Genomic DNA, 18,128 nt, shown 5'->3' on the forward strand with positions numbered 1-18,128 from the left:
TGTCATGGGGAGAGAAACCAAAATGTTCCATAGAAGAGATACCAGAGCCGTTCGGGTAGGTGATTTAACGATCGGTGGCAGTAACGAAGTCATCATGCAAAGCATGTGTACAACGAAAACTGCTGACGTTAAAGCGACTGTAGCCGAAATTCTTCGTTTAGAAGAAGCAGGCTGCCAGCTCGTTCGTGTGACCGTAAATAATAAAGAAGCGGCTGAAGCCATCAAGGAAATCAAGAAGCAAATTCATATTCCGCTTGTCTCTGATATCCACTTCGATCATCGTTTGGCGCTTGCTGCGATTGAGAATGGGATTGACAAAGTCCGCATTAATCCAGGCAATATCGGTCGCCGTGAGAAGGTTGAGGCGGTTGTTAAAGCATGTAAAGAGCGCGGTATTCCGATTCGTATCGGTGTTAACGCTGGCTCCCTTGAGAATCACCTTCTTGAAAAGTATGGATACCCAACACCGGAAGCCATGGTAGAAAGCGCCCTGTTCCATATTAATATTTTGGAAGAGCTCGATTTCCATGACATCATCGTATCTTTGAAGGCTTCTGATGTGCCTATGGCGATTGCTGCGTATTCACAAGCTGCGAAGGCGTTCAACTATCCGCTTCACCTTGGTATTACGGAGGCTGGAACGCTCTTCACAGGGGCTGTGAAAAGCGCTGCGGGGATTGGGACTTTACTTAATATGGGGATCGGGAATACGCTCCGTATTTCGTTGAGTGCTGACCCTGTAGAAGAGATCAAAGTCGCAAGAGAGCTGCTGAAGACGTTTGGTTTGATTACGAACGCCGCGACGCTCGTTTCCTGTCCGACTTGCGGTCGCTTGGATATCGATTTGTTCTCGATCGCTAATGAGGTTGAGGATTACATTGCGAAAATCAAAGTGCCGATTAAGGTTTCCGTTCTAGGTTGTGCCGTGAATGGACCTGGCGAAGCGAGAGAAGCGGATATTGGTATCGCAGGAGCTCGCGGTGAAGGGATGTTGTTCCGTTACGGAGAAATGATTCGTAAAGTACCTGAAGCTGAACTACTCAGTGAGTTGAAAAAGGAAATTGATATTATTGTGGCTGCTTATGAACAGACTGGGGTCATTCCTGGGCGCAAACAGCACTAATAGTTCATAAATAATAACCGTTAAAGATCTCAGCTAATGAGGTCTTTAACGGTTTTTTTGTTTGTCCACATTTATGAGCATTTCCGCATATTTGATGTGGAAGAGAAGCATAATGAGTAAAACTGGAAAGCATGCTCAAATGCAGCAAGACTTTCTAAGCGATAGCGAATGCTTACGAAGCCAGTTTTTTGAAGAAAACGTTAAGGAGGAGAAGAGGTTGAAATTGTTTCCAATGTTTGCAAAAGGAAGACAAGTAGCTCTGACCCTTGTGACTGGATGCCTGTTGTTGGCTAGTCCAGCATATACAGGAGCAGAGCCAGGCTTAAACCCACAGCAGCCAACGGGGGCTGTGACGAAGAAAGTCGCGATCGTCATCGATGATTTTGGCAATAACATGGAAGGTACAGCTGAAATGCTGAAGCTGCCTATTCCATTCACAGTGGCTGTTATGCCCTTTCTGCCCTCCACAAAGCAGGATGCGCAGTTAGCACATGATAGAGGACTTGAGGTCATTCTGCACCTGCCTATGGAGCCTGTGAGAGGCAAGAAGAGCTGGTTAGGTCCAGGCGCGATCACAACGGACTTATCCAACGAAGAAATTCATAAACGGATTTCAGCGGCTATTGATGATGTTCCTTTTGCCATCGGTATTAATAATCACATGGGCTCTAAAGCCACAGCAGATGAAAGAGTGATGAAGATTCTGATTGATATTTGCAAGGAACGCAATCTCATCTTGCTGGACAGTCGAACAACGCCAAAGAGCTTAATTGGCAAAATTGCAGATTCACGCGGTGTGCCGCATGCGGAGAATCAACTGTTTTTCGATGATTTGTATACGTATAGTCACATTAATAAGCAAATGGGCAAGCTTAAGAAATTAATTCATGACAACGATGAAGTGATCGCTATAGGGCATGTGGGTCCCCCTGGAAAGAAGACCGCACATGTGATTCATGAGGCTATACCTAGTATTCAAAAGGAAGCCGCTTTTGTCCCCATTTCCCAAATGGTTAAATAGATAATTTATTTCGGATGCGTCATAGAGAAATATTGCTCAACCGCATGAGTTATCGCTTTGGCAAGCTTCGCTTGATGATGGCTGTCATTCAGCAACTTTCGATCCGACTTATTTGATAAAAATCCGAGTTCAACGATGACGGAAGGGCATTTTGTATACCTGAGCACATGATACTTTTTGCCAAGCACAGGGAGTTCTTCCGTTCCATACACTTGATTCAGAGCATCTTGCAGAAGACTTGCTAACAGAATACTATCCGATTGATTTTGATAAATAACAAGGGGGCCGCGGGTTCCTGAGTTTTTGGACCAATTAATATGAAGGCTGAGCATCATACTCGGCTTAATGGTATTGGCTAAACCGGAACGCTGCGCAAGATCCTTTCGGTGTCTCCCCCCATAAGACCACGTGTTATCATCGCTTAACGCATAATCCTCGGTTCGGTTAATGATAACGCGATAACCCCTTTTGACGAGTGATTTATACGTTTTTTTGGCGATAGCTAGATTCATATCTTTTTCTTCGTATTTGCCAACCATGGTTCCGCTATCGATGCCGCCGTGTCCAACATCCAGAATAATATCTGCATTAGGAAGGAGGGGATCAGCAGCGACCGCAGCCATAGTTTGTGCGTTTGGTGTACATAGAAACAGTGCGAGGACAACGATCCATATGTATTGCTTCAAATCCGGCCACATCCTTTTTGCGTCAATATCTCCCTCTTATCCTTCTACCGAGAGGAAACGATCATACGCGATGCAAAAGTTTGCATGGATTGGATTAACCTTCTTTTACACGGGAATAATGGAAATTAACAAAGGCAGCTATATCGAAATTTGCGCACATAATCGAAGATGACGTGTTTAAGGAGGTTCAACACATGAGTTTAAGTATCATTCTAATGGTCATTCAAGTGTTTTTCGCAGTTGTAATCGGGTTGTATTTCTGGAATTTATTGCGAAATCAACAGACGAACAAGTCTGCAGTGGATAGAGAGTCTAGGAAAGAGTTGGAGAAGCTTCGCAAACTAAGATCCATTTCATTAACTAAACCGTTGTCTGAAAAAACAAGACCTTCTTCTATGCAGGATATCGTCGGGCAAATCGAAGGCTTGAAAGCATTGAAAGCAGCACTTTGTGGACCGAATCCGCAACACGTGCTTATTTATGGTCCTCCCGGGGTTGGGAAAACAGCTGCAGCACGCGTCGTCTTAGAAGAAGCGAAGAAAAACCAAGAGTCTCCCTTTCGACCTGACTCCAAATTTACGGAGATCGATGCAACGACAGCTCGTTTCGATGAGCGCGGGATCGCTGATCCGTTGATTGGTTCTGTTCACGATCCGATTTATCAAGGTGCAGGGGCAATGGGCGTTGCAGGCATACCACAGCCTAAACCGGGCGCTGTAACTAAGGCGCATGGCGGAATCTTGTTCATCGACGAAATCGGTGAATTGCATGCCACGCAAATGAACAAATTATTAAAGGTGCTTGAAGACCGTAAGGTGTTCTTGGAGAGTGCGTATTACAGCTCCGAGGATGCGAATATTCCAGGGTATATCCACGATATTTTTCAGAATGGACTGCCTGCAGATTTCCGTTTGGTTGGCGCAACGACACGTACACCAAGCGAAATTCCTCCAGCTATTCGTTCGCGTTGTTTAGAAATTTTCTTCCGACCGCTTCTGCCTGAAGAGGTAGGAGAAATCGCACGGAAAGCTCTTGATAAAATTGGCTTCAAAAAATGCGAAGATGCGGTACAGGTTGTTACGAGATATGCAACTAACGGACGCGAAGCTGTGAATGTGATTCAATTAGCAGCCGGAATTGCTTTAACCGACAAACGGGATGTAATTACCGCGGCAGACATCGAGTGGGTTGTGAATTCCTCGCAAATCCCGCCAAGACCAGAGCGGAAAGTGCCTGCTCTACCACAAATTGGCTTCGTGAATGGCTTAGCTGTCTACGGTCCTAATTTGGGCACCCTATTAGAAATTGAAGTCTCTGCAATTCCTGTTGCTGTCGCAGGTACAGGGACTTTTAATATCACAGGCGTCGTGGATGAGGAAGAAATGGGTGGCGGCTCCCGAACTATTCGTCGTAAAAGCATGGCCCGCGGCTCGGTGGAAAATGTGTTGACGGTTCTTCGTAAGCTTGGTTTCAACACGTCAGATTACGATTTGCATATCAATTTTCCTGGCGGTGTGCCGATTGACGGACCTTCCGCAGGTATTTCCATGGCTACGGCGATCGCCTCAGCCATACATAAGATACCTGTAGATAACAAGCTGGCCATGACAGGTGAAATGAGTATCCATGGGAAAGTGAAGCCTGTAGGCGGGGTTGTGGCGAAGGTGGAAGCGGCTTTCCAAGCTGGAGCTACCCGTGTCATTATTCCAAAGGAAAACTGGCAAGCGCTATTTGTTGATTTACCAGGTGTTGAAGTTGTTGCGGCAGAAACGATTGAGGAAGTGCTGGCAGCTGCACTTGGCATCGAGCTTCTTGACAATGTGATCCCATTGCCTTTCTCTATGGAAAGAACCATCCCGACTACAACTTTACCGATTCTACATGCCAATTCTCAGCATACAATTGACTCTTAAAGGGGAGGCTTTGCGTTACCTTACATGACGCGTAAGCTCTCAATTGGTGTTTTGTTTAGAGTTTTGTTAAAATGTAAAGGGCAACGCAGGGATAAAATCCCACGTAGATAAAATAAACGGCTACGCCGTCCTCTGGACGAGCGCGTTTATCTGAAAATATAAGCCAATTTATATGGGAACATATGAATACTTATATTTCAAGGAGACACTTTGAACATAAGGTTCAAGGCTCCCTAATATTGGAGGTGCAGAGGATGGGACCTGGAAAAATTAAGGTGCGCAGATTGCCGTTATTGCCTCTTAGGGGACTGTTGGTCTATCCGAGCATGGTTCTACACCTGGATGTAGGGCGAGAAAAATCGGTGAAAGCACTCGAACGGGCAATGGTGGATGACAGCATGATTCTCCTCTGCTCTCAATCAGAGATCAACATAGAAGAACCAACGAAAGAGGACATTTATCGCATCGGAACGATTGCCAAAGTGCGGCAAATGCTGAAGCTGCCAAATGGAACGATTCGTGTTCTTGTTGAAGGCGTATTACGTGCTGAAATTGTTGAGTATTTGACGAATGACGAGTATTACGAGGTAACGGTGAAGGAACTGCCGGAGCAAGAAATTTCGGATCCTGAAATCGATGCTTTGATGAGAAGCGTGCTAAGTCAATTTGAGCATTATATTAATTTATCTAAAAAAGTAACGCCAGAAACACTAGCCGCGGTATCCGATATCGACGAGCCCGGTCGCCTGGCAGATGTGATTTGTAGTCATTTATCGCTTAAAATCAAAGATAAACAGGATATTCTCGAGACCGTTGATGTACGGGAACGGCTCGAGAAAATGCTTAATATTTTGAACAATGAGCGGGAAGTGCTTGAACTCGAGCGTAAGATCTCCCAGCGTGTGAAGAAGCAAATGGAGAAAACGCAGAAGGAATATTATCTCCGTGAGCAGATGAAGGCGATTCAGAAGGAGCTCGGGGATAAAGAAGGCCGTGCGGGTGAAGTTGATGAGCTGCGCAACCAGCTTGCCGATGCTGATTTACCGGAGAAAGTACGCGAGAAGGTCGAGAAAGAGATTGATCGATTGGAGAAAATGCCTGCTACTTCCGCAGAAGGCGGCATTATCCGGAATTACATCGATTGGCTGTTAGGTCTTCCTTGGAACAAGCAAACCGATGATGATTTGGATCTGGACAAAGCCGAAGAAATTCTCAATGAGGATCATTTTGGTCTTGAGAAGCCCAAGGAACGGGTGTTAGAGTACTTGGCTGTTCAGAAGCTTGTGAAGAAGCTTAAAGGTCCAATTTTATGTTTAGTAGGTCCTCCGGGTGTGGGGAAAACATCGATTGCTCGCTCCATTGCTAGATCGATGGGAAGACAATTTATTCGTATTTCGCTTGGCGGCGTCAGAGATGAAGCGGAGATTCGCGGTCACCGCCGAACATACGTAGGCGCTATGCCTGGCAGAATCATTCAAGGCATGAAAAATGCAGGCGCGAATAATCCTGTCTTTTTGCTAGACGAAATTGACAAGATGGCGATGGATTTCCGCGGAGATCCTGCCTCAGCCCTGCTTGAAGTTCTGGATCCTGAACAAAACAGCACTTTTAGTGATCATTTCATTGAAGTACCATTCGATTTATCCAACGTGATGTTTGTGACCACGGCGAATGCTGTGCATAATATTCCTCGTCCTCTGTTAGATCGGATGGAGGTTCTATATATTCCAGGTTATACGGAGATTGAGAAGCTCCAAATTGCCAAGAAATATTTACTTCCGAAGCAGAAACGTGACCACGGTCTTGAAGAAGAACAGCTTGTTGTTGATGAGGCTGCCTTGATGAAGATTGTGCGCGAATATACGAGAGAAGCAGGCGTACGTAATCTAGAGCAGCAGGTTGCCGGCATGAATCGGAAAGCAGCTAAGAAGATCGTATCCGACCCTGAGACACCTGTTCATGTAACAGAGGAGAACTTGAGCGACTATTTAGGTCCGGTCAAGTTTAAATATAATGTTGCTGAAGAGAAGGATCAGATCGGTGCAGTTACAGGTCTTGCCTGGACCGAAGTTGGCGGAGACACACTCGTTATCGAGGTATCAGTCTTACCTGGCACAGGCAAGTTAACTTTGACAGGTAAACTTGGCGACGTCATGAAAGAATCCGCACAAGCGGCGTTCAGCTATACGCGCTCACGTGCTGAAGTTCTTGGTATAGCTCCGGACTTCCATGAGAAAAATGATGTGCATATTCATATTCCTGAAGGAGCGATTCCGAAGGATGGTCCGTCTGCAGGGATAACGATGGCTACCGCGTTAATCTCCGCTTTGACGAACATCCCAGTATCGCGCTTAGTCGCGATGACTGGCGAGGTAACGCTTCGCGGCCGCGTGCTTCCAATCGGCGGTTTGAAGGAGAAAGCATTAGCTGCGCATCGTGCAGGCATTCGCACCATTCTTCTTCCTCAGGACAATGAGAAAGACATTATCGAAATTCCAGAAAGTGTCCGGGCAGAGATGACCTTCATCCCTGTCAGTCACATGGATCAAGTGCTGGAACACGCGCTTATCACAAAGAAGCCGACGGCTAACGTCGGATCGACTTAGAAAGTAGTTGAACATTCATGAAAGTCAATCAAGCTGAGTTTATCATCAGTGCGGTTGGACCTAGCCAATATCCAGAAGATGCCTTGCCAGAGATAGCTCTGGCAGGGCGTTCTAATGTCGGGAAATCGTCACTCATTAACTGTTTGATTTCTCGTAAAAACTTAGCTAGAACCAGTTCACAACCGGGCAAAACGCAAACACTTAACTATTATAAAGTAAATCAGGACTTATACTTCGTTGATCTTCCCGGATACGGCTACGCGAAGGTTTCCAAAACAAAGCGTGAGCAATGGGGCAAGTTTATTGAAAGTTACCTATTGAATCGTGAGCCATTGCGCCTAGTGATGCAGCTCGTGGATCTTAGACATCCGCCGTCCAAAGACGATCAAGCGATGTACGAGTGGCTGCGGCACATGGATGTACCCGTCCTTGTTGTTGCGACCAAAGCAGACAAGATCCCCAAGAGTAGATGGCCGAAGCACTTGAAAATTGTGCGTGAAACATTAGGAATGGATAAAGGAGTTCAGCCGCTTATGTTCTCTTCCGAGCTAGGGCTTGGCAAAGATGAACTGTGGGGAATTCTAGAGCAAGCGATAGCTTATGGCGAGTCGGAGCCTCAGGAGACAGAAACAACTGAAACCGACGAAGAAGTTCAAGCCGCTGTAACCGATCCACAACCGTCCTAATGCAGGGCGGTTTTTTCGTATTTTAAAGGAAAGCGTTAAAAGATAGAGGAAATCAAAAAGAAGCATACGGGAAAGCGAGGTAATCTGGGGGAAATTTGATGGCATTACAGTTTATCAAGCTTTTTTCAGAATATTTGGCTGATTATCATGAATTGCCGGCAGGAATATTCGCTACTCATGTAGTATAATAATAATCAAGGTAATAGTTAATGGTTGAAAACAAAGAATCGAGGGATTTTTATGGCACAAAGGTTAGCGACTGAATATGTCAAAACCTGCCTCCAGTTAACAGAAGCCGATATGTTGAGGTTTTTTCAAATGTTTGTGGACCATCAAGTGACACTGCAAGTCAAAGTTTTGGAAAACGGCAATCAAGAGGTTGTTTTTCAAGATGGCGAAGGTCAAGAAATCGTCCTTTCATTTGAAAAGAAATCGGGCCTATATGAATGCACAGGATCCTGCAGATTAAGTAATACCTTATTAGCTAATTTAATGCGTAAAGCAGTATCGGAGTTCAAAGGCAGCGCTAAGGTCAACCGGATTTATCCGAGCTACACAATGGTTTATTATTATGAACGCGGAACTGTTGTGAAGATTGAGGAAATCAAAGGTCAATTATTAACGATTGTATATGAACACAAAGATACGATTGGTCTCTTGCAAATGTTGTTCCAGAAGAGAGAAGTTGAACAAGAAATTGAAATGATCTACGATCAAATCAATCATCTTCTTGATATGCGCAACATGCTGCAAGCAGGGGATGAACACCAACAGATCGACCTTCGCCTCAATGAGCTTACCCATCGGTTGTTCGTTTTGGAGGCATAATCACTTATACATGCTGTATTTACAGGGACCCATTTTTGGGTCTCTTTTTGTTTTGACGCACATGTCATATCCTGCTAACATAATTTAGATATGGCGTCGGTGTGACAGATGACGTTTTAGCAAAAAAAACTATTGCATTTATCGTCGATAGATGTTATTTTTATTCTCGTTGAAACAATATAGGAACCAGGATTCACTCAGGACATTGAATGTTGCGAGAGATTATACCCTCGGGAAGTGAATGACGTAGGTCCTAGCGGATGAAATTTTTTTCACACATTTTATTCCTAGGAAGGGGGAACCGAAAGATGGAAACAGAATACTCAACTTTCGGAAGACACGTTGCTGTTGATACTTGGGGGGTAGATTTTGAACTTCTGAACAATGCAGAATGGCTGCAAGCTCAGATGGTTGAAGCTGCCGAGGTATGTGGAGCAACTGTTTTATCTGTACAATCCAAGCAGTTCGAACCACAAGGAGCAACAGTTCTTGTTATGTTGTCCGAGAGTCATCTCTCCATTCATACTTATCCTGAGAGAGGTTTTGCCGCACTTGATTGCTATACTTGTGGCGAGACAGTCGACCCTCAATTAGCAATCGACTTTATGGTATCCGTACTAAAACCAGAAACGTTCTATGCGAAGAAGCTTGTTCGCGGAATGGGTGAATTACAAGTAGAAACTCCTGAAATAAAGCAAGCAGAGCTTGTTAAATAAAATTCTGCAAATTCAAGATAACGATAACCACGGAGAAATCCGTGGTTATTTGTTTGTTCAGATACCCATACAATGATATTGGCAGCGATACATGTCCAATTCATGTTGGAGTGGGGGAACAAGCTTGAAACAAAAGTTAATCAGGAAAACAGTGATGTATGTGGTTGTTCTCTTTTTGATCATCTGGCCAATATATCAACTGACCCAGATGTTTGGTCATCATAAGGAAGAGCACGATGCCACACACCTCCTGTTCCAAGTATCTTTATTCCAGATGGAAATATTAAAGAGTTCCTTGGATGAAGCCTCTCAGAGTAAAAATACAAATGATCTGGATCGAGTAAAACAAGCGCTGTATTCAGCCGAATACACGCATGAACGTCTCGTGCTTGCGGCAGGCGGCAACGATGCGTTGACTTCCCTCAGTTTTATGAGTCAATTGAACCAATATATTCAACGGTTGCAGCTTGGCGGAGCCAGAGCGTTAAAGCCAGAAGAGATACAAACCTGGAAGGAAACGCAAAAGCAATTTGGCAGCATGTACGAGGCGTATGAGAAGATGATGGCGTCTAACGGGGATATCATTTCATCCCAGAATGAGGAGTTAGCGAAACGGGATCGTGAGCTCACGACCTTTTTAAAGAAAAAAGGGCTGCAATAGGGATTCTGGGTATCTTAGGTATAGAGGAGCACGGAGCTGTTAAAACTAACGAACAGTACGAAAGCATTCATAATTTATTCAAATATTTTGTCGGAATGTCTGTATCGCTGTGCTATAATGATTCTAAATAGAACGAAAGGCAGGTGGTAACGTTGCATATTATTACGGTCGGATTGAATTATCGGACAGCCCCGGTGGAAATTCGGGAGAAGTTTGCGTTCTCAGATCAAGATTTGCCGAAAGCAATCGCGGAATTGAAAGAGACAAAGAGCATTTTAGAATGTGTCATCGTTGCCACCTGCAATCGCACCGAAATTTATGCGGTCGTGGATCGGCCTCAGTTGTGCAGTCATTACATGACGCATTTCCTTGAGCGTTGGTTCCATGTGAAGAAGGATCAGTTCCAGAAGCATTTATATACGTATGAAAATGAGAAAGCAATTGAACATTTGTTCCGTGTAACAACGGGGTTGGACTCGATGGTTATCGGGGAAACGCAGATTCTCGGTCAAGTGCGGGATGCTTTTTTAGCGTCTCAACAATTGAAAGCAACAGGCTCTTATTTCAATACCTTGTTTAAACAGGCGATTACGCTAGCGAAGAAAGCACACTCCGAGACGGGGATCAGCAATAATCCTGTATCCATTAGCTATGCGGCGGTTGAGCTCGGTAAGCGGATTTTTGGAAGCTATGTGAACAAGACGATCATGATTATCGGCGCTGGCAAGATGAGTGAGTTGACCGTGAAGCATTTGTACGCGAACGGAGCGAACAAAGTGATTGTGGTGAATCGCACGTTGGAGCGGGCATTGGATTTAGCCGGTAAATTCAGCGGTGTGGCTTGTACACTTGAGGAAATGCCGAAGCATTTACCAGAGGTCGATATCATCATTAGCTCCACAGGTGCCCCAGGGTACGTTCTAACCAAGAACGATATTCAATCTTATGTGCAAAAAAGAAAATCTCGTCCGCTCTTCATGATGGATATCGCGGTTCCGCGTGACCTAGATCCGCAAATTAGCGGATTGCCGAATGTGTTCCTTTACGATATTGACGATCTTGAGAATATTGTGGATAAGCATTTGCAGGAGAGAAAGAAAGAAGCGGCTAAGATCGAGATCATGATCACGTCGGAAATCACGGCTTTTGAACAATGGACGAAGACACTTGGCGTAAGTCCGCTGATCAGTGCACTGCAAACGAAAGCGAATCAAATTCACGAAGAAACCATGGAAAACATGCTGAATAAGCTGACAGATTTGGATGAACGTGAAATTAAGGTGATTCGCAAATTAACGAAGAGCATTGTGAATCAAGTGTTGCGCGATCCGATTCTACGGATCAAAGAAATGGCTGGCGAGCGTCATGGCGACGACGCCCTTGAGATTTTCACGAAACTTTTTGCATTAGAAGATACGCTTAAACAACAAGAACAGGCAGATCAAATAGCACAAGAGCTAGAGTCTGGCTTTAACAAAGTGGAAAGTAAACAAACGTTGGATGAGAAATTGTCTGTTCGTGGTTTACAGAACGCGGATGTTTTAGCCCCATCTTGAGAAAAAGGCGCTAACCGCCTAGGAGAGGTGCCATGGTAACAAGCAGCTGGTTGTTTGATGCGATGATTTATATGTATGCCCTGAGCCTACTGTTTTACTTTTCGGATTTCGCCAATGCGAGCCGGAGCGCGAAACGGATGGGGACGGGGCTGCTTTTGTTTGTATGGGTTTTGCAAACCGCTTACTTGGCTATTAGTTTATATGGTCATTTAACGGAATGGGCATTCGTAAGGTCAGACGTACTGTTTATGTTTTCGTGGCTTTTAGTAACGATTTCGTTGATAATTAATCGCTTTTTCCGTATTGAATTGTTTGTGTTCTTTGTGAATGTGTTAGGTTTTTCGATTCTTGCCTTGAACATATTTGGAAATCCCAATGTGATGCCAATCAAATCCGATTGGGAAGTCAACGATGAGCTATTATTCATTCATATTTCGTTAGCGATTGGCAGTTACGCCGCATTTTCAATTGCCGCTATTTTTTCAGGCATGTACATATTTTTACATACAAGATTAAAGAGTAAAAATTTCTCTCAAGCTGTTATGAGACTGCCATCTCTTGAGAAAATTGAGCATTATACGTATTTATCGGTCATTATCGGGGGGCCGCTCCTTCTTATGGCCTTAAGTCTTGGAGTCGTTTGGGTCGTTCTAGAGGGAGATCGCAATTTGCTTTACGATGCCAAAGTCATTAACTCCTTCTTCGTATTAGCGGCTTATGCGTTTTACTTATTCCAACATAAATCGATGCAGATTTCTGGTAATAGGCTAGCTGTGTGGAACCTGGCAGCGTTCTGTATCGTCGTGTTGAATTTCGTTGTTTCGAACCTTGTTTCTGGCTTTCACGGGTGGATATGGAGTTAAACGTTCAAAATGGTTGGCAGCACCCTTATCCTATTATGATGAATTTAGCTGGATGCCGGTGCCTGATTATCGGCGGAGGGCCGATTGCAGAACGGAAATTACGCTCGTTGCTGCAAGCAGGTGCAGAGGTAACCGTTGTCAGTCCAGCGTTTACGGATGGCATTCTTGAGCAGGGGCTTCGCCCTGGTGTGAGTTTGAAGAGACAAGCTTATGCCCCCGTGATATGGGAGACCGAGGGCGAAGCGCGGTATGCGTTAGTCATCGCAGCGACGAATGATGCGCATGTGAATCAGCAGATTGCACAGGATGCGAATGCTCGGGAGCTGCTCGTCAATATTGTAGATAAACCCGAGTTGAGTTCGTTTATTTTACCTTCCGTGGTGCGTCGAGGCAAGCTGGTGATTACGGTTTCCACAGGTGGGGCTAGTCCTTCAGCAGCACGTAAGATCGCCAAGGAAATCGACAAGACTTACGGTGATGAGTATGAAATATATTTGGATTTTCTAAGCGAAACTCGTTTGTTGATTCAGAATCAGGTTCAAGATAAAGCAGCTAGACAGCTTTTATTCAAAGAAATGCTGGCATGGGATCTCATGCGCTTGATCCGTGAGGGTAAGTTTAAAGGTTGGAAAGAGCAATTTGACATAGCATTACAAAGCGCCGCTTGGATGCAAACGCAAGAGCAGGGAGAGAATGAACTGCCTTCTTGGTCTTTCATCAATGAGATATGGCAGCACGTATAGGAGGCGGAGACGAACGAATGAAAACGATTATTGTAGGGACAAGACAAAGTGCGTTGGCACTGACTCAAACAGGACAAGCTGTAGAGCTTTTGAAACAGCTGGCGAAAGAGCATGGGATCGAATGTCAATTTGAAATTAAGAAAATTGTAACGAAGGGTGATCGGATTCTAGACGTCACGTTATCCAAAGTCGGAGGCAAGGGCCTGTTCGTGAAAGAAATCGAACAAGCGCTGACGGACGGCGAGATTGATATCGCCGTTCATAGCATGAAGGACATGCCCTTCGAGCTGCCGGAAGGTCTCGTTGTTGGGGCCATTCCCAAGCGCGAGGATGCACGCGATGCGCTAATCACGCGCGGGGCTGGATCCTTGGACGAGCTGCCGCAGGGCGCGCTCGTCGGCACCAGCTCGCTGCGCCGCGCAAGCCAGCTGCAGCACTACCGCCCGGACCTCCGGATCGAGTCGATCCGGGGCAACATCGATTCGAGGCTGCGCAAGCTCGAAGAAGAGAACTTCGATGCGATTATGCTTGCCGCCGCCGGTCTCCACCGGATCGGCTGGCAAGATCGCATCAGCGCGTACTTGCCGCCCGAGGTATGCCTCCCTGCTGTAGGGCAGGGAGCGCTGTGCATCGAGTGCCGCGGCAACGACACGTTCGTGCTGGACTTGCTGGGCAAGTTCCAGCATGAGCCAACCGCGCTCGCGGTGCGAGCGGAGCGGGCTTTCCTCGGCAGACTCAACGGAGGCTGCCAGGTGCCGCTCGGCGCATACGCGAGCGTCGAGAACAGCAGCGGGGACGACTCCCCGCTGTTGACCCTGACTGGCATGGTCGGGACGCCGGATGGCGTGACCATGCTGAAGGAAACAGCTTCCGGGAACGATCCGGAAGCGTTGGGGGCGCTTGTCGCTGAGAAGCTCATCGCACAAGGAGCTGAAAAGATTCTAGCTGAGGTGAGGGAGTGATTGCTGTGAACAAAGGAAGAGTTTTTCTTGTTGGAGCGGGTCCTGGAGACCCTAAGCTTATCTCGGTTCGTGGAATGGAAGCTATTCAGAGAGCAGACGTTATCGTCTATGATCGTCTTGCCAATCCACGCTTGTTGAAGCATCGTAGACCAGAAGCAGAACTCATCTTTGTCGGCAAGCTGCCAGATAAACATATTTTAAAGCAAGAAGAAATCAATCAGTTACTTGTGGATTTGGCTGTGCAAGGAAAGGTAGTAACGCGCCTGAAAGGCGGCGATCCGAGTGTATTCGGACGCGTTGGGGAAGAAGCGGAGCTGCTGGCAGATAACGGCATAACGTATGACATTATCCCAGGCATCACTTCTTCAATAGCTGTTCCTGCCTATGCTGGCATCCCGGTGACACACCGTGACTTCACTTCGTCCGTTGCCATTGTAACTGGCCATGAATACCCGAACAAAACCTATTCCAGCCTGAATTGGGAGCACCTCGCCAAAGCGATTGGCACGATGGTATTCCTGATGGGCGTTGCCAATTTAGAGCAAATTTGCCGTGAGTTAATTCGCTGCGGGAAACCGCCAGAAATGCCCGTCGCCCTTGTAAGATGGGGAACTTGGGCAGATCAAGCGACGATCACAGGTACACTTGCAGATATCACAGAAAAAGTAAGAGCAGCCAACTTCAAATCACCTGCTGTCATTATCGTGGGTGAGGTAGTTAAGCTTCGTGAGAAGCTGGCTTGGATGGAAAAGAAGCCGCTGTTTGGTAAGCGTGTGCTCGTTACGAGGGCTCGCAGTCAAGCGAGTGAGCTTGTGGATTTGATCGATGATTTGGGCGGAGAGCCCGTCGAATTTCCAGTGATCAAACTGCAGCCTCCAAGTCGGGCTGAAGCGCAGCAAGAACTTGATCAAGCTCTCAATCGCGTGCATGAATTTGACTGGATTGTTCTTACGAGCGTAAACGGCGTTGAATTCTTCTTCCGCAGAATGCGTGAGCTGCATATCGATGTTCGCAGGATGGGGAATGCGCGTATTGCGGCTGTAGGTCCTAAGACGGCTGAAGCGCTCGCTGAGCGCGGAATCATTGCCGACGTCTTACCTTCTAAGTTTCATGGAGAAGGCATCCTAGACGCCATTCAAGGGGATTTGAACGCTGGTCAGAAAGTGTTATTGCCGACAGCGGATTTGGCTCGTGATTATTTGCCTGCCAAACTAAAAGAGCTGGGCCTCGAAGTCACAGAAGTGGATTTATACGAGAATGTGCTGACCACCGATGACGGAGACGAAATCATTCACCTTTTACAAAATCAAAGCATTCATATTATCACTTTTACAAGTTCATCTACCGTTACAAATTTACTTGAAGCCCTTAAGCAGCTTGGTATGGAAGATCCGTTATCGTTGCTGCAAGGCGTGGAAATCGCAGTGATTGGTCCCAAAACGGCAGAAACCGTCATTCAGGTGGGACTGTCGATCACATATATGGCTGAAGAAGCGACCGTTGCTTCTTTGGTACAAAGCATGATTCAAGGAGGCGGAAATCCATCATGAGTTTTCCAATCGTTCGTAACCGCCGCTTACGCGGAAATGCAGCTATTCGCAATCTAGTTCGTGAAAATCAAGTAACGGTTAACGATGTAGTTCAACCAATTTTTGTTACGCATGGCACGAATGTGAAGTCAGAAATTGCCTCGATGCCTGGGGTGTATCATTTCTCATTAGACCGCTTGAAAGAAGAAATTGATGAAATCACGCAATTAGGAATCCAAGCCATTCTTCTATTCGGAGTACCTGATCATAAAGATGCTACAGGAACGTCCGCATTTATGGATGACGGCATTGTGCAGCAAGCGACTCGCTTTATTAAAGAGTTGAACCCTAATTTGCTTATTATCGCAGATACATGCTTATGTCAATTTACCGATACGGGTCATTGCGGCGTCATTCACCACCACCCGATTACGGGACATGCCGATGTAGCAAATGACCCTTCCTTGGAGCTACTTGTTCGCACAGCGGTGTCACAAGCCAAAGCAGGCGCAGACATTATCGCCCCTTCCAACATGATGGATGGCTATGTGCAAGCGATTCGCACGGGGCTGGATGAGGCTGGATATGAGAACACGCCGATTATGGCTTATTCCGTTAAATACGCATCAGCTTACTACGGTCCGTTCCGTGATGCGGCTCATTCCACACCGCAATTCGGTGATCGGAAAACGTATCAAATGGATCCGGCTAACAGCCGTGAAGCGCTTCGTGAAGCGTCAAGCGACGTGATCGAGGGAGCGGATTTCCTTATGGTGAAGCCAGCGCTCGCTTACATGGATATTATCCGCATGCTGAAGGATAACTTTGACTTGCCTGTTGTAGCTTACAATGTGAGCGCAGAATACGCGATGGTGAAGGCCGCTGCGCAGCAAGGCTGGGTTAATGAAGAAGCGATTGTCATGGAAACGATGACGAGCTTTAAACGTGCAGGAGCGGACATTATCCTAACGTATTTCGCGAAGGATATTGCACGATACTTGCAAAAGTAAGGCGTCAGTGAACCATTTGTCCTCTGTGTTCCAAAACGGAGTTCGAGTGGTTCTTTTTGTCATACTTTTGTCGCAATAGGGAAGCTTACGTTGGTTGTGAGAGGGGTATAATTAGGGCATAATGGATGAGAATAGATGGAAACAAGAGGAAGGTGCCTCATGAGCTATAACGATAATTTTATTAAAGCATGTCGAAAAGAACAGGTAGATACCCTGCCGGTATGGTATATGCGTCAAGCAGGTCGCTACGACCCGGATTACCGTAAAATTAAGGAAAAGTACTCATTGCTAGAAATTTGTCAGCAACCTGAGCTTGCAGCTGAAGTAACGATGATGCCGATCAAAAAACTTGGCGTAGATGCCGCGATTTTGTACTCGGATATCATGAATCCAGTGGCTTCACTTGGTGTTGATTTTGATATTGTGAAAGATATCGGTCCTGTTATCCATACGCCGGTACGTACGGCTCAAGATGTCGAGCGTCTTCGTCCGATCGATGTGGAGAAGGACTTGTCTCACATTTTACAAACGATTCGGATTTTGGATAAAGAATTGGAAGTTCCGCTTATTTCGTTCGCGGGTGCTCCATTCACAATTGCCAGCTATTTGATCGAGGGCAGACCGTCCAAAAGCTATATTCGCACGAAGCAAATGATGTATTCGGAGCCAAAGGTTTGGTTCGCGTTAATGGATAAACTCGGGGATATGGTCATCACGTATCTGCGTTCGCATATTGCCAATGGGGCGAAAGCGGTACAAGTATTCGATAGCTGGGTAGGGGCACTCTCTCCAGCCGATTTCGATGTCTATGTAAAGCCTACGATGCTGCGGATTTTCCAAGAGTTGTCTGATTTGAAAGAACCGAAAATTTATTTCCCAGGCGTCAGCTCAGGTGAATTGCTTCCTTATTTGACGACGATTCAAGCGGATGTAATCGGTCTTGATTGGCGGGTACCGATCTCTGTTGGTCGTGAGAGACTACAGAACCGCTATGCGGTGCAGGGAAACCTGGATCCTTATATTTTGACAGCGCCGATGAGTGTGATTGAAGCGCAAGCGAAGGCGATTATGGATGAAGGGATGAAGCAGCTAGGATACATTTTCAACTTAGGACATGGCCTATTCCCAGAAGCATCACTAGAGAAACTAAAAGAATTAACGACATTCGTTCATACTTATTCTCATTCTGTTTTAACTCAGCAAGCAGGAAAGAGTGGTGTTTAAC

16 protein-coding genes are annotated in these 18,128 nt (G+C 46.0%); 15 read left to right on the plus strand and 1 reads right to left on the minus strand.

Annotation, left to right across the window (positions count from 1 at the left end):
* Positions 1 to 22: 22 nt before the first annotated feature.
* Positions 23 to 1,123 (plus strand): flavodoxin-dependent (E)-4-hydroxy-3-methylbut-2-enyl-diphosphate synthase, encoded by a 1,101-nt coding sequence (gene ispG, locus AC58UX_RS00390; RefSeq protein WP_497248607.1) that lies wholly within the window; start codon positions 23 to 25, stop codon positions 1,121 to 1,123.
* A gap of 232 nt (positions 1,124 to 1,355) precedes the next feature.
* Positions 1,356 to 2,144, plus strand: a complete 789-nt coding sequence (locus AC58UX_RS00395; RefSeq protein ID WP_497249998.1) for a divergent polysaccharide deacetylase family protein — start codon at positions 1,356 to 1,358, stop codon at positions 2,142 to 2,144.
* A gap of 5 nt (positions 2,145 to 2,149) precedes the next feature.
* Here AC58UX_RS00395 and AC58UX_RS00400 read toward each other — a convergent pair whose 3' ends face one another.
* Complete coding sequence (locus AC58UX_RS00400; RefSeq protein WP_497248609.1) at positions 2,150 to 2,830, minus strand: N-acetylmuramoyl-L-alanine amidase family protein; 681 nt, start codon at positions 2,828 to 2,830, stop codon at positions 2,150 to 2,152.
* 194 nt (positions 2,831 to 3,024) lie between these two features.
* Here AC58UX_RS00400 and lonB point away from each other — a divergent pair, with 194 nt between their 5' ends.
* The 13 genes from lonB (at position 3,025) to hemE (ending at position 18,127) form a co-directional block, all read left to right on the plus strand.
* Positions 3,025 to 4,743 (plus strand): ATP-dependent protease LonB, encoded by a 1,719-nt coding sequence (lonB, locus tag AC58UX_RS00405; RefSeq protein ID WP_497248611.1) that lies wholly within the window; start codon positions 3,025 to 3,027, stop codon positions 4,741 to 4,743.
* Positions 4,744 to 4,997: 254 nt separating this feature from the next.
* Positions 4,998 to 7,349 carry an endopeptidase La gene (gene lon / locus AC58UX_RS00410; RefSeq protein WP_497248613.1) on the plus strand — a complete coding sequence of 784 codons (2,352 nt, stop codon included), beginning with the start codon at positions 4,998 to 5,000 and terminating at the stop codon, positions 7,347 to 7,349.
* Between the two features lie 17 nt (positions 7,350 to 7,366).
* The gene (yihA, locus tag AC58UX_RS00415; protein WP_497248615.1) at positions 7,367 to 8,035 is read left to right on the plus strand and encodes a ribosome biogenesis GTP-binding protein YihA/YsxC; all 669 of its coding nucleotides are present in this window, start codon (positions 7,367 to 7,369) and stop codon (positions 8,033 to 8,035) included.
* Positions 8,036 to 8,275: 240 nt separating this feature from the next.
* The gene (locus tag AC58UX_RS00420; RefSeq protein ID WP_497248617.1) at positions 8,276 to 8,863 is read left to right on the plus strand and encodes a non-ribosomal peptide synthetase module; all 588 of its coding nucleotides are present in this window, start codon (positions 8,276 to 8,278) and stop codon (positions 8,861 to 8,863) included.
* 308 nt (positions 8,864 to 9,171) lie between these two features.
* Positions 9,172 to 9,579, plus strand: a complete 408-nt coding sequence (gene speD, locus AC58UX_RS00425; RefSeq protein WP_056610310.1) for an adenosylmethionine decarboxylase — start codon at positions 9,172 to 9,174, stop codon at positions 9,577 to 9,579.
* Positions 9,580 to 9,703: 124 nt separating this feature from the next.
* Complete coding sequence (locus AC58UX_RS00430) at positions 9,704 to 10,240, plus strand: S-adenosylmethionine decarboxylase (RefSeq protein ID WP_497248619.1); 537 nt, start codon at positions 9,704 to 9,706, stop codon at positions 10,238 to 10,240.
* 152 nt (positions 10,241 to 10,392) lie between these two features.
* Positions 10,393 to 11,796, plus strand: coding sequence for a glutamyl-tRNA reductase (gene hemA, locus AC58UX_RS00435; protein ID WP_497248621.1), 1,404 nt, complete (start codon positions 10,393 to 10,395; stop codon positions 11,794 to 11,796).
* 32 nt (positions 11,797 to 11,828) lie between these two features.
* On the plus strand, positions 11,829 to 12,659 hold the full coding sequence (locus tag AC58UX_RS00440; RefSeq protein ID WP_497248623.1) for a cytochrome C assembly family protein: 831 nt from the start codon (positions 11,829 to 11,831) through the stop codon (positions 12,657 to 12,659).
* Between the two features lie 35 nt (positions 12,660 to 12,694).
* Entirely contained in the window at positions 12,695 to 13,402 is a 708-nt protein-coding gene (locus tag AC58UX_RS00445) for a precorrin-2 dehydrogenase/sirohydrochlorin ferrochelatase family protein (protein ID WP_497248625.1), read from the plus strand.
* Positions 13,403 to 13,419: 17 nt separating this feature from the next.
* A complete protein-coding gene (gene hemC, locus AC58UX_RS00450; RefSeq protein WP_497248627.1) occupies positions 13,420 to 14,364 on the plus strand; it encodes a hydroxymethylbilane synthase in 945 nt (314 codons plus the stop codon).
* A 5-nt stretch (positions 14,365 to 14,369) separates the two neighbouring features.
* On the plus strand, positions 14,370 to 15,914 hold the full coding sequence (gene cobA, locus AC58UX_RS00455) for a uroporphyrinogen-III C-methyltransferase (RefSeq protein WP_497248629.1): 1,545 nt from the start codon (positions 14,370 to 14,372) through the stop codon (positions 15,912 to 15,914).
* Complete coding sequence (gene hemB, locus AC58UX_RS00460; RefSeq protein ID WP_497248631.1) at positions 15,911 to 16,903, plus strand: porphobilinogen synthase; 993 nt, start codon at positions 15,911 to 15,913, stop codon at positions 16,901 to 16,903. The genes cobA and hemB overlap by 4 nt, the downstream gene beginning before the upstream one ends.
* A gap of 159 nt (positions 16,904 to 17,062) precedes the next feature.
* Positions 17,063 to 18,127, plus strand: a complete 1,065-nt coding sequence (hemE, locus tag AC58UX_RS00465; protein WP_497248633.1) for a uroporphyrinogen decarboxylase — start codon at positions 17,063 to 17,065, stop codon at positions 18,125 to 18,127.
* Position 18,128 lies beyond the last annotated feature (1 nt).

The sequence above is a fragment of the Paenibacillus sp. J22P90 genome (assembly GCF_059692195.1).

Bases quoted from the DNA above. Each gene is read 5' to 3' on its own strand.
- ispG (WP_497248607.1), top strand. From the start codon at position 23: ATGTTCCATAGAAGAGATACCAGAGCCGTTCGGGTAGGTGATTTAACG.
- AC58UX_RS00395 (WP_497249998.1), top strand. From the start codon at position 1,356: ATGTTTGCAAAAGGAAGACAAGTAGCTCTGACCCTTGTGACTGGATGC.
- lonB (WP_497248611.1), top strand. From the start codon at position 3,025: ATGAGTTTAAGTATCATTCTAATGGTCATTCAAGTGTTTTTCGCAGTT.
- lon (WP_497248613.1), top strand. From the start codon at position 4,998: ATGGGACCTGGAAAAATTAAGGTGCGCAGATTGCCGTTATTGCCTCTT.
- yihA (WP_497248615.1), top strand. From the start codon at position 7,367: ATGAAAGTCAATCAAGCTGAGTTTATCATCAGTGCGGTTGGACCTAGC.
- AC58UX_RS00420 (WP_497248617.1), top strand. From the start codon at position 8,276: ATGGCACAAAGGTTAGCGACTGAATATGTCAAAACCTGCCTCCAGTTA.
- speD (WP_056610310.1), top strand. From the start codon at position 9,172: ATGGAAACAGAATACTCAACTTTCGGAAGACACGTTGCTGTTGATACT.
- AC58UX_RS00440 (WP_497248623.1), top strand. From the start codon at position 11,829: ATGGTAACAAGCAGCTGGTTGTTTGATGCGATGATTTATATGTATGCC.
- AC58UX_RS00445 (WP_497248625.1), top strand. From the start codon at position 12,695: ATGATGAATTTAGCTGGATGCCGGTGCCTGATTATCGGCGGAGGGCCG.
- hemC (WP_497248627.1), top strand. From the start codon at position 13,420: ATGAAAACGATTATTGTAGGGACAAGACAAAGTGCGTTGGCACTGACT.
- hemB (WP_497248631.1), top strand. From the start codon at position 15,911: ATGAGTTTTCCAATCGTTCGTAACCGCCGCTTACGCGGAAATGCAGCT.
- hemE (WP_497248633.1), top strand. From the start codon at position 17,063: ATGAGCTATAACGATAATTTTATTAAAGCATGTCGAAAAGAACAGGTA.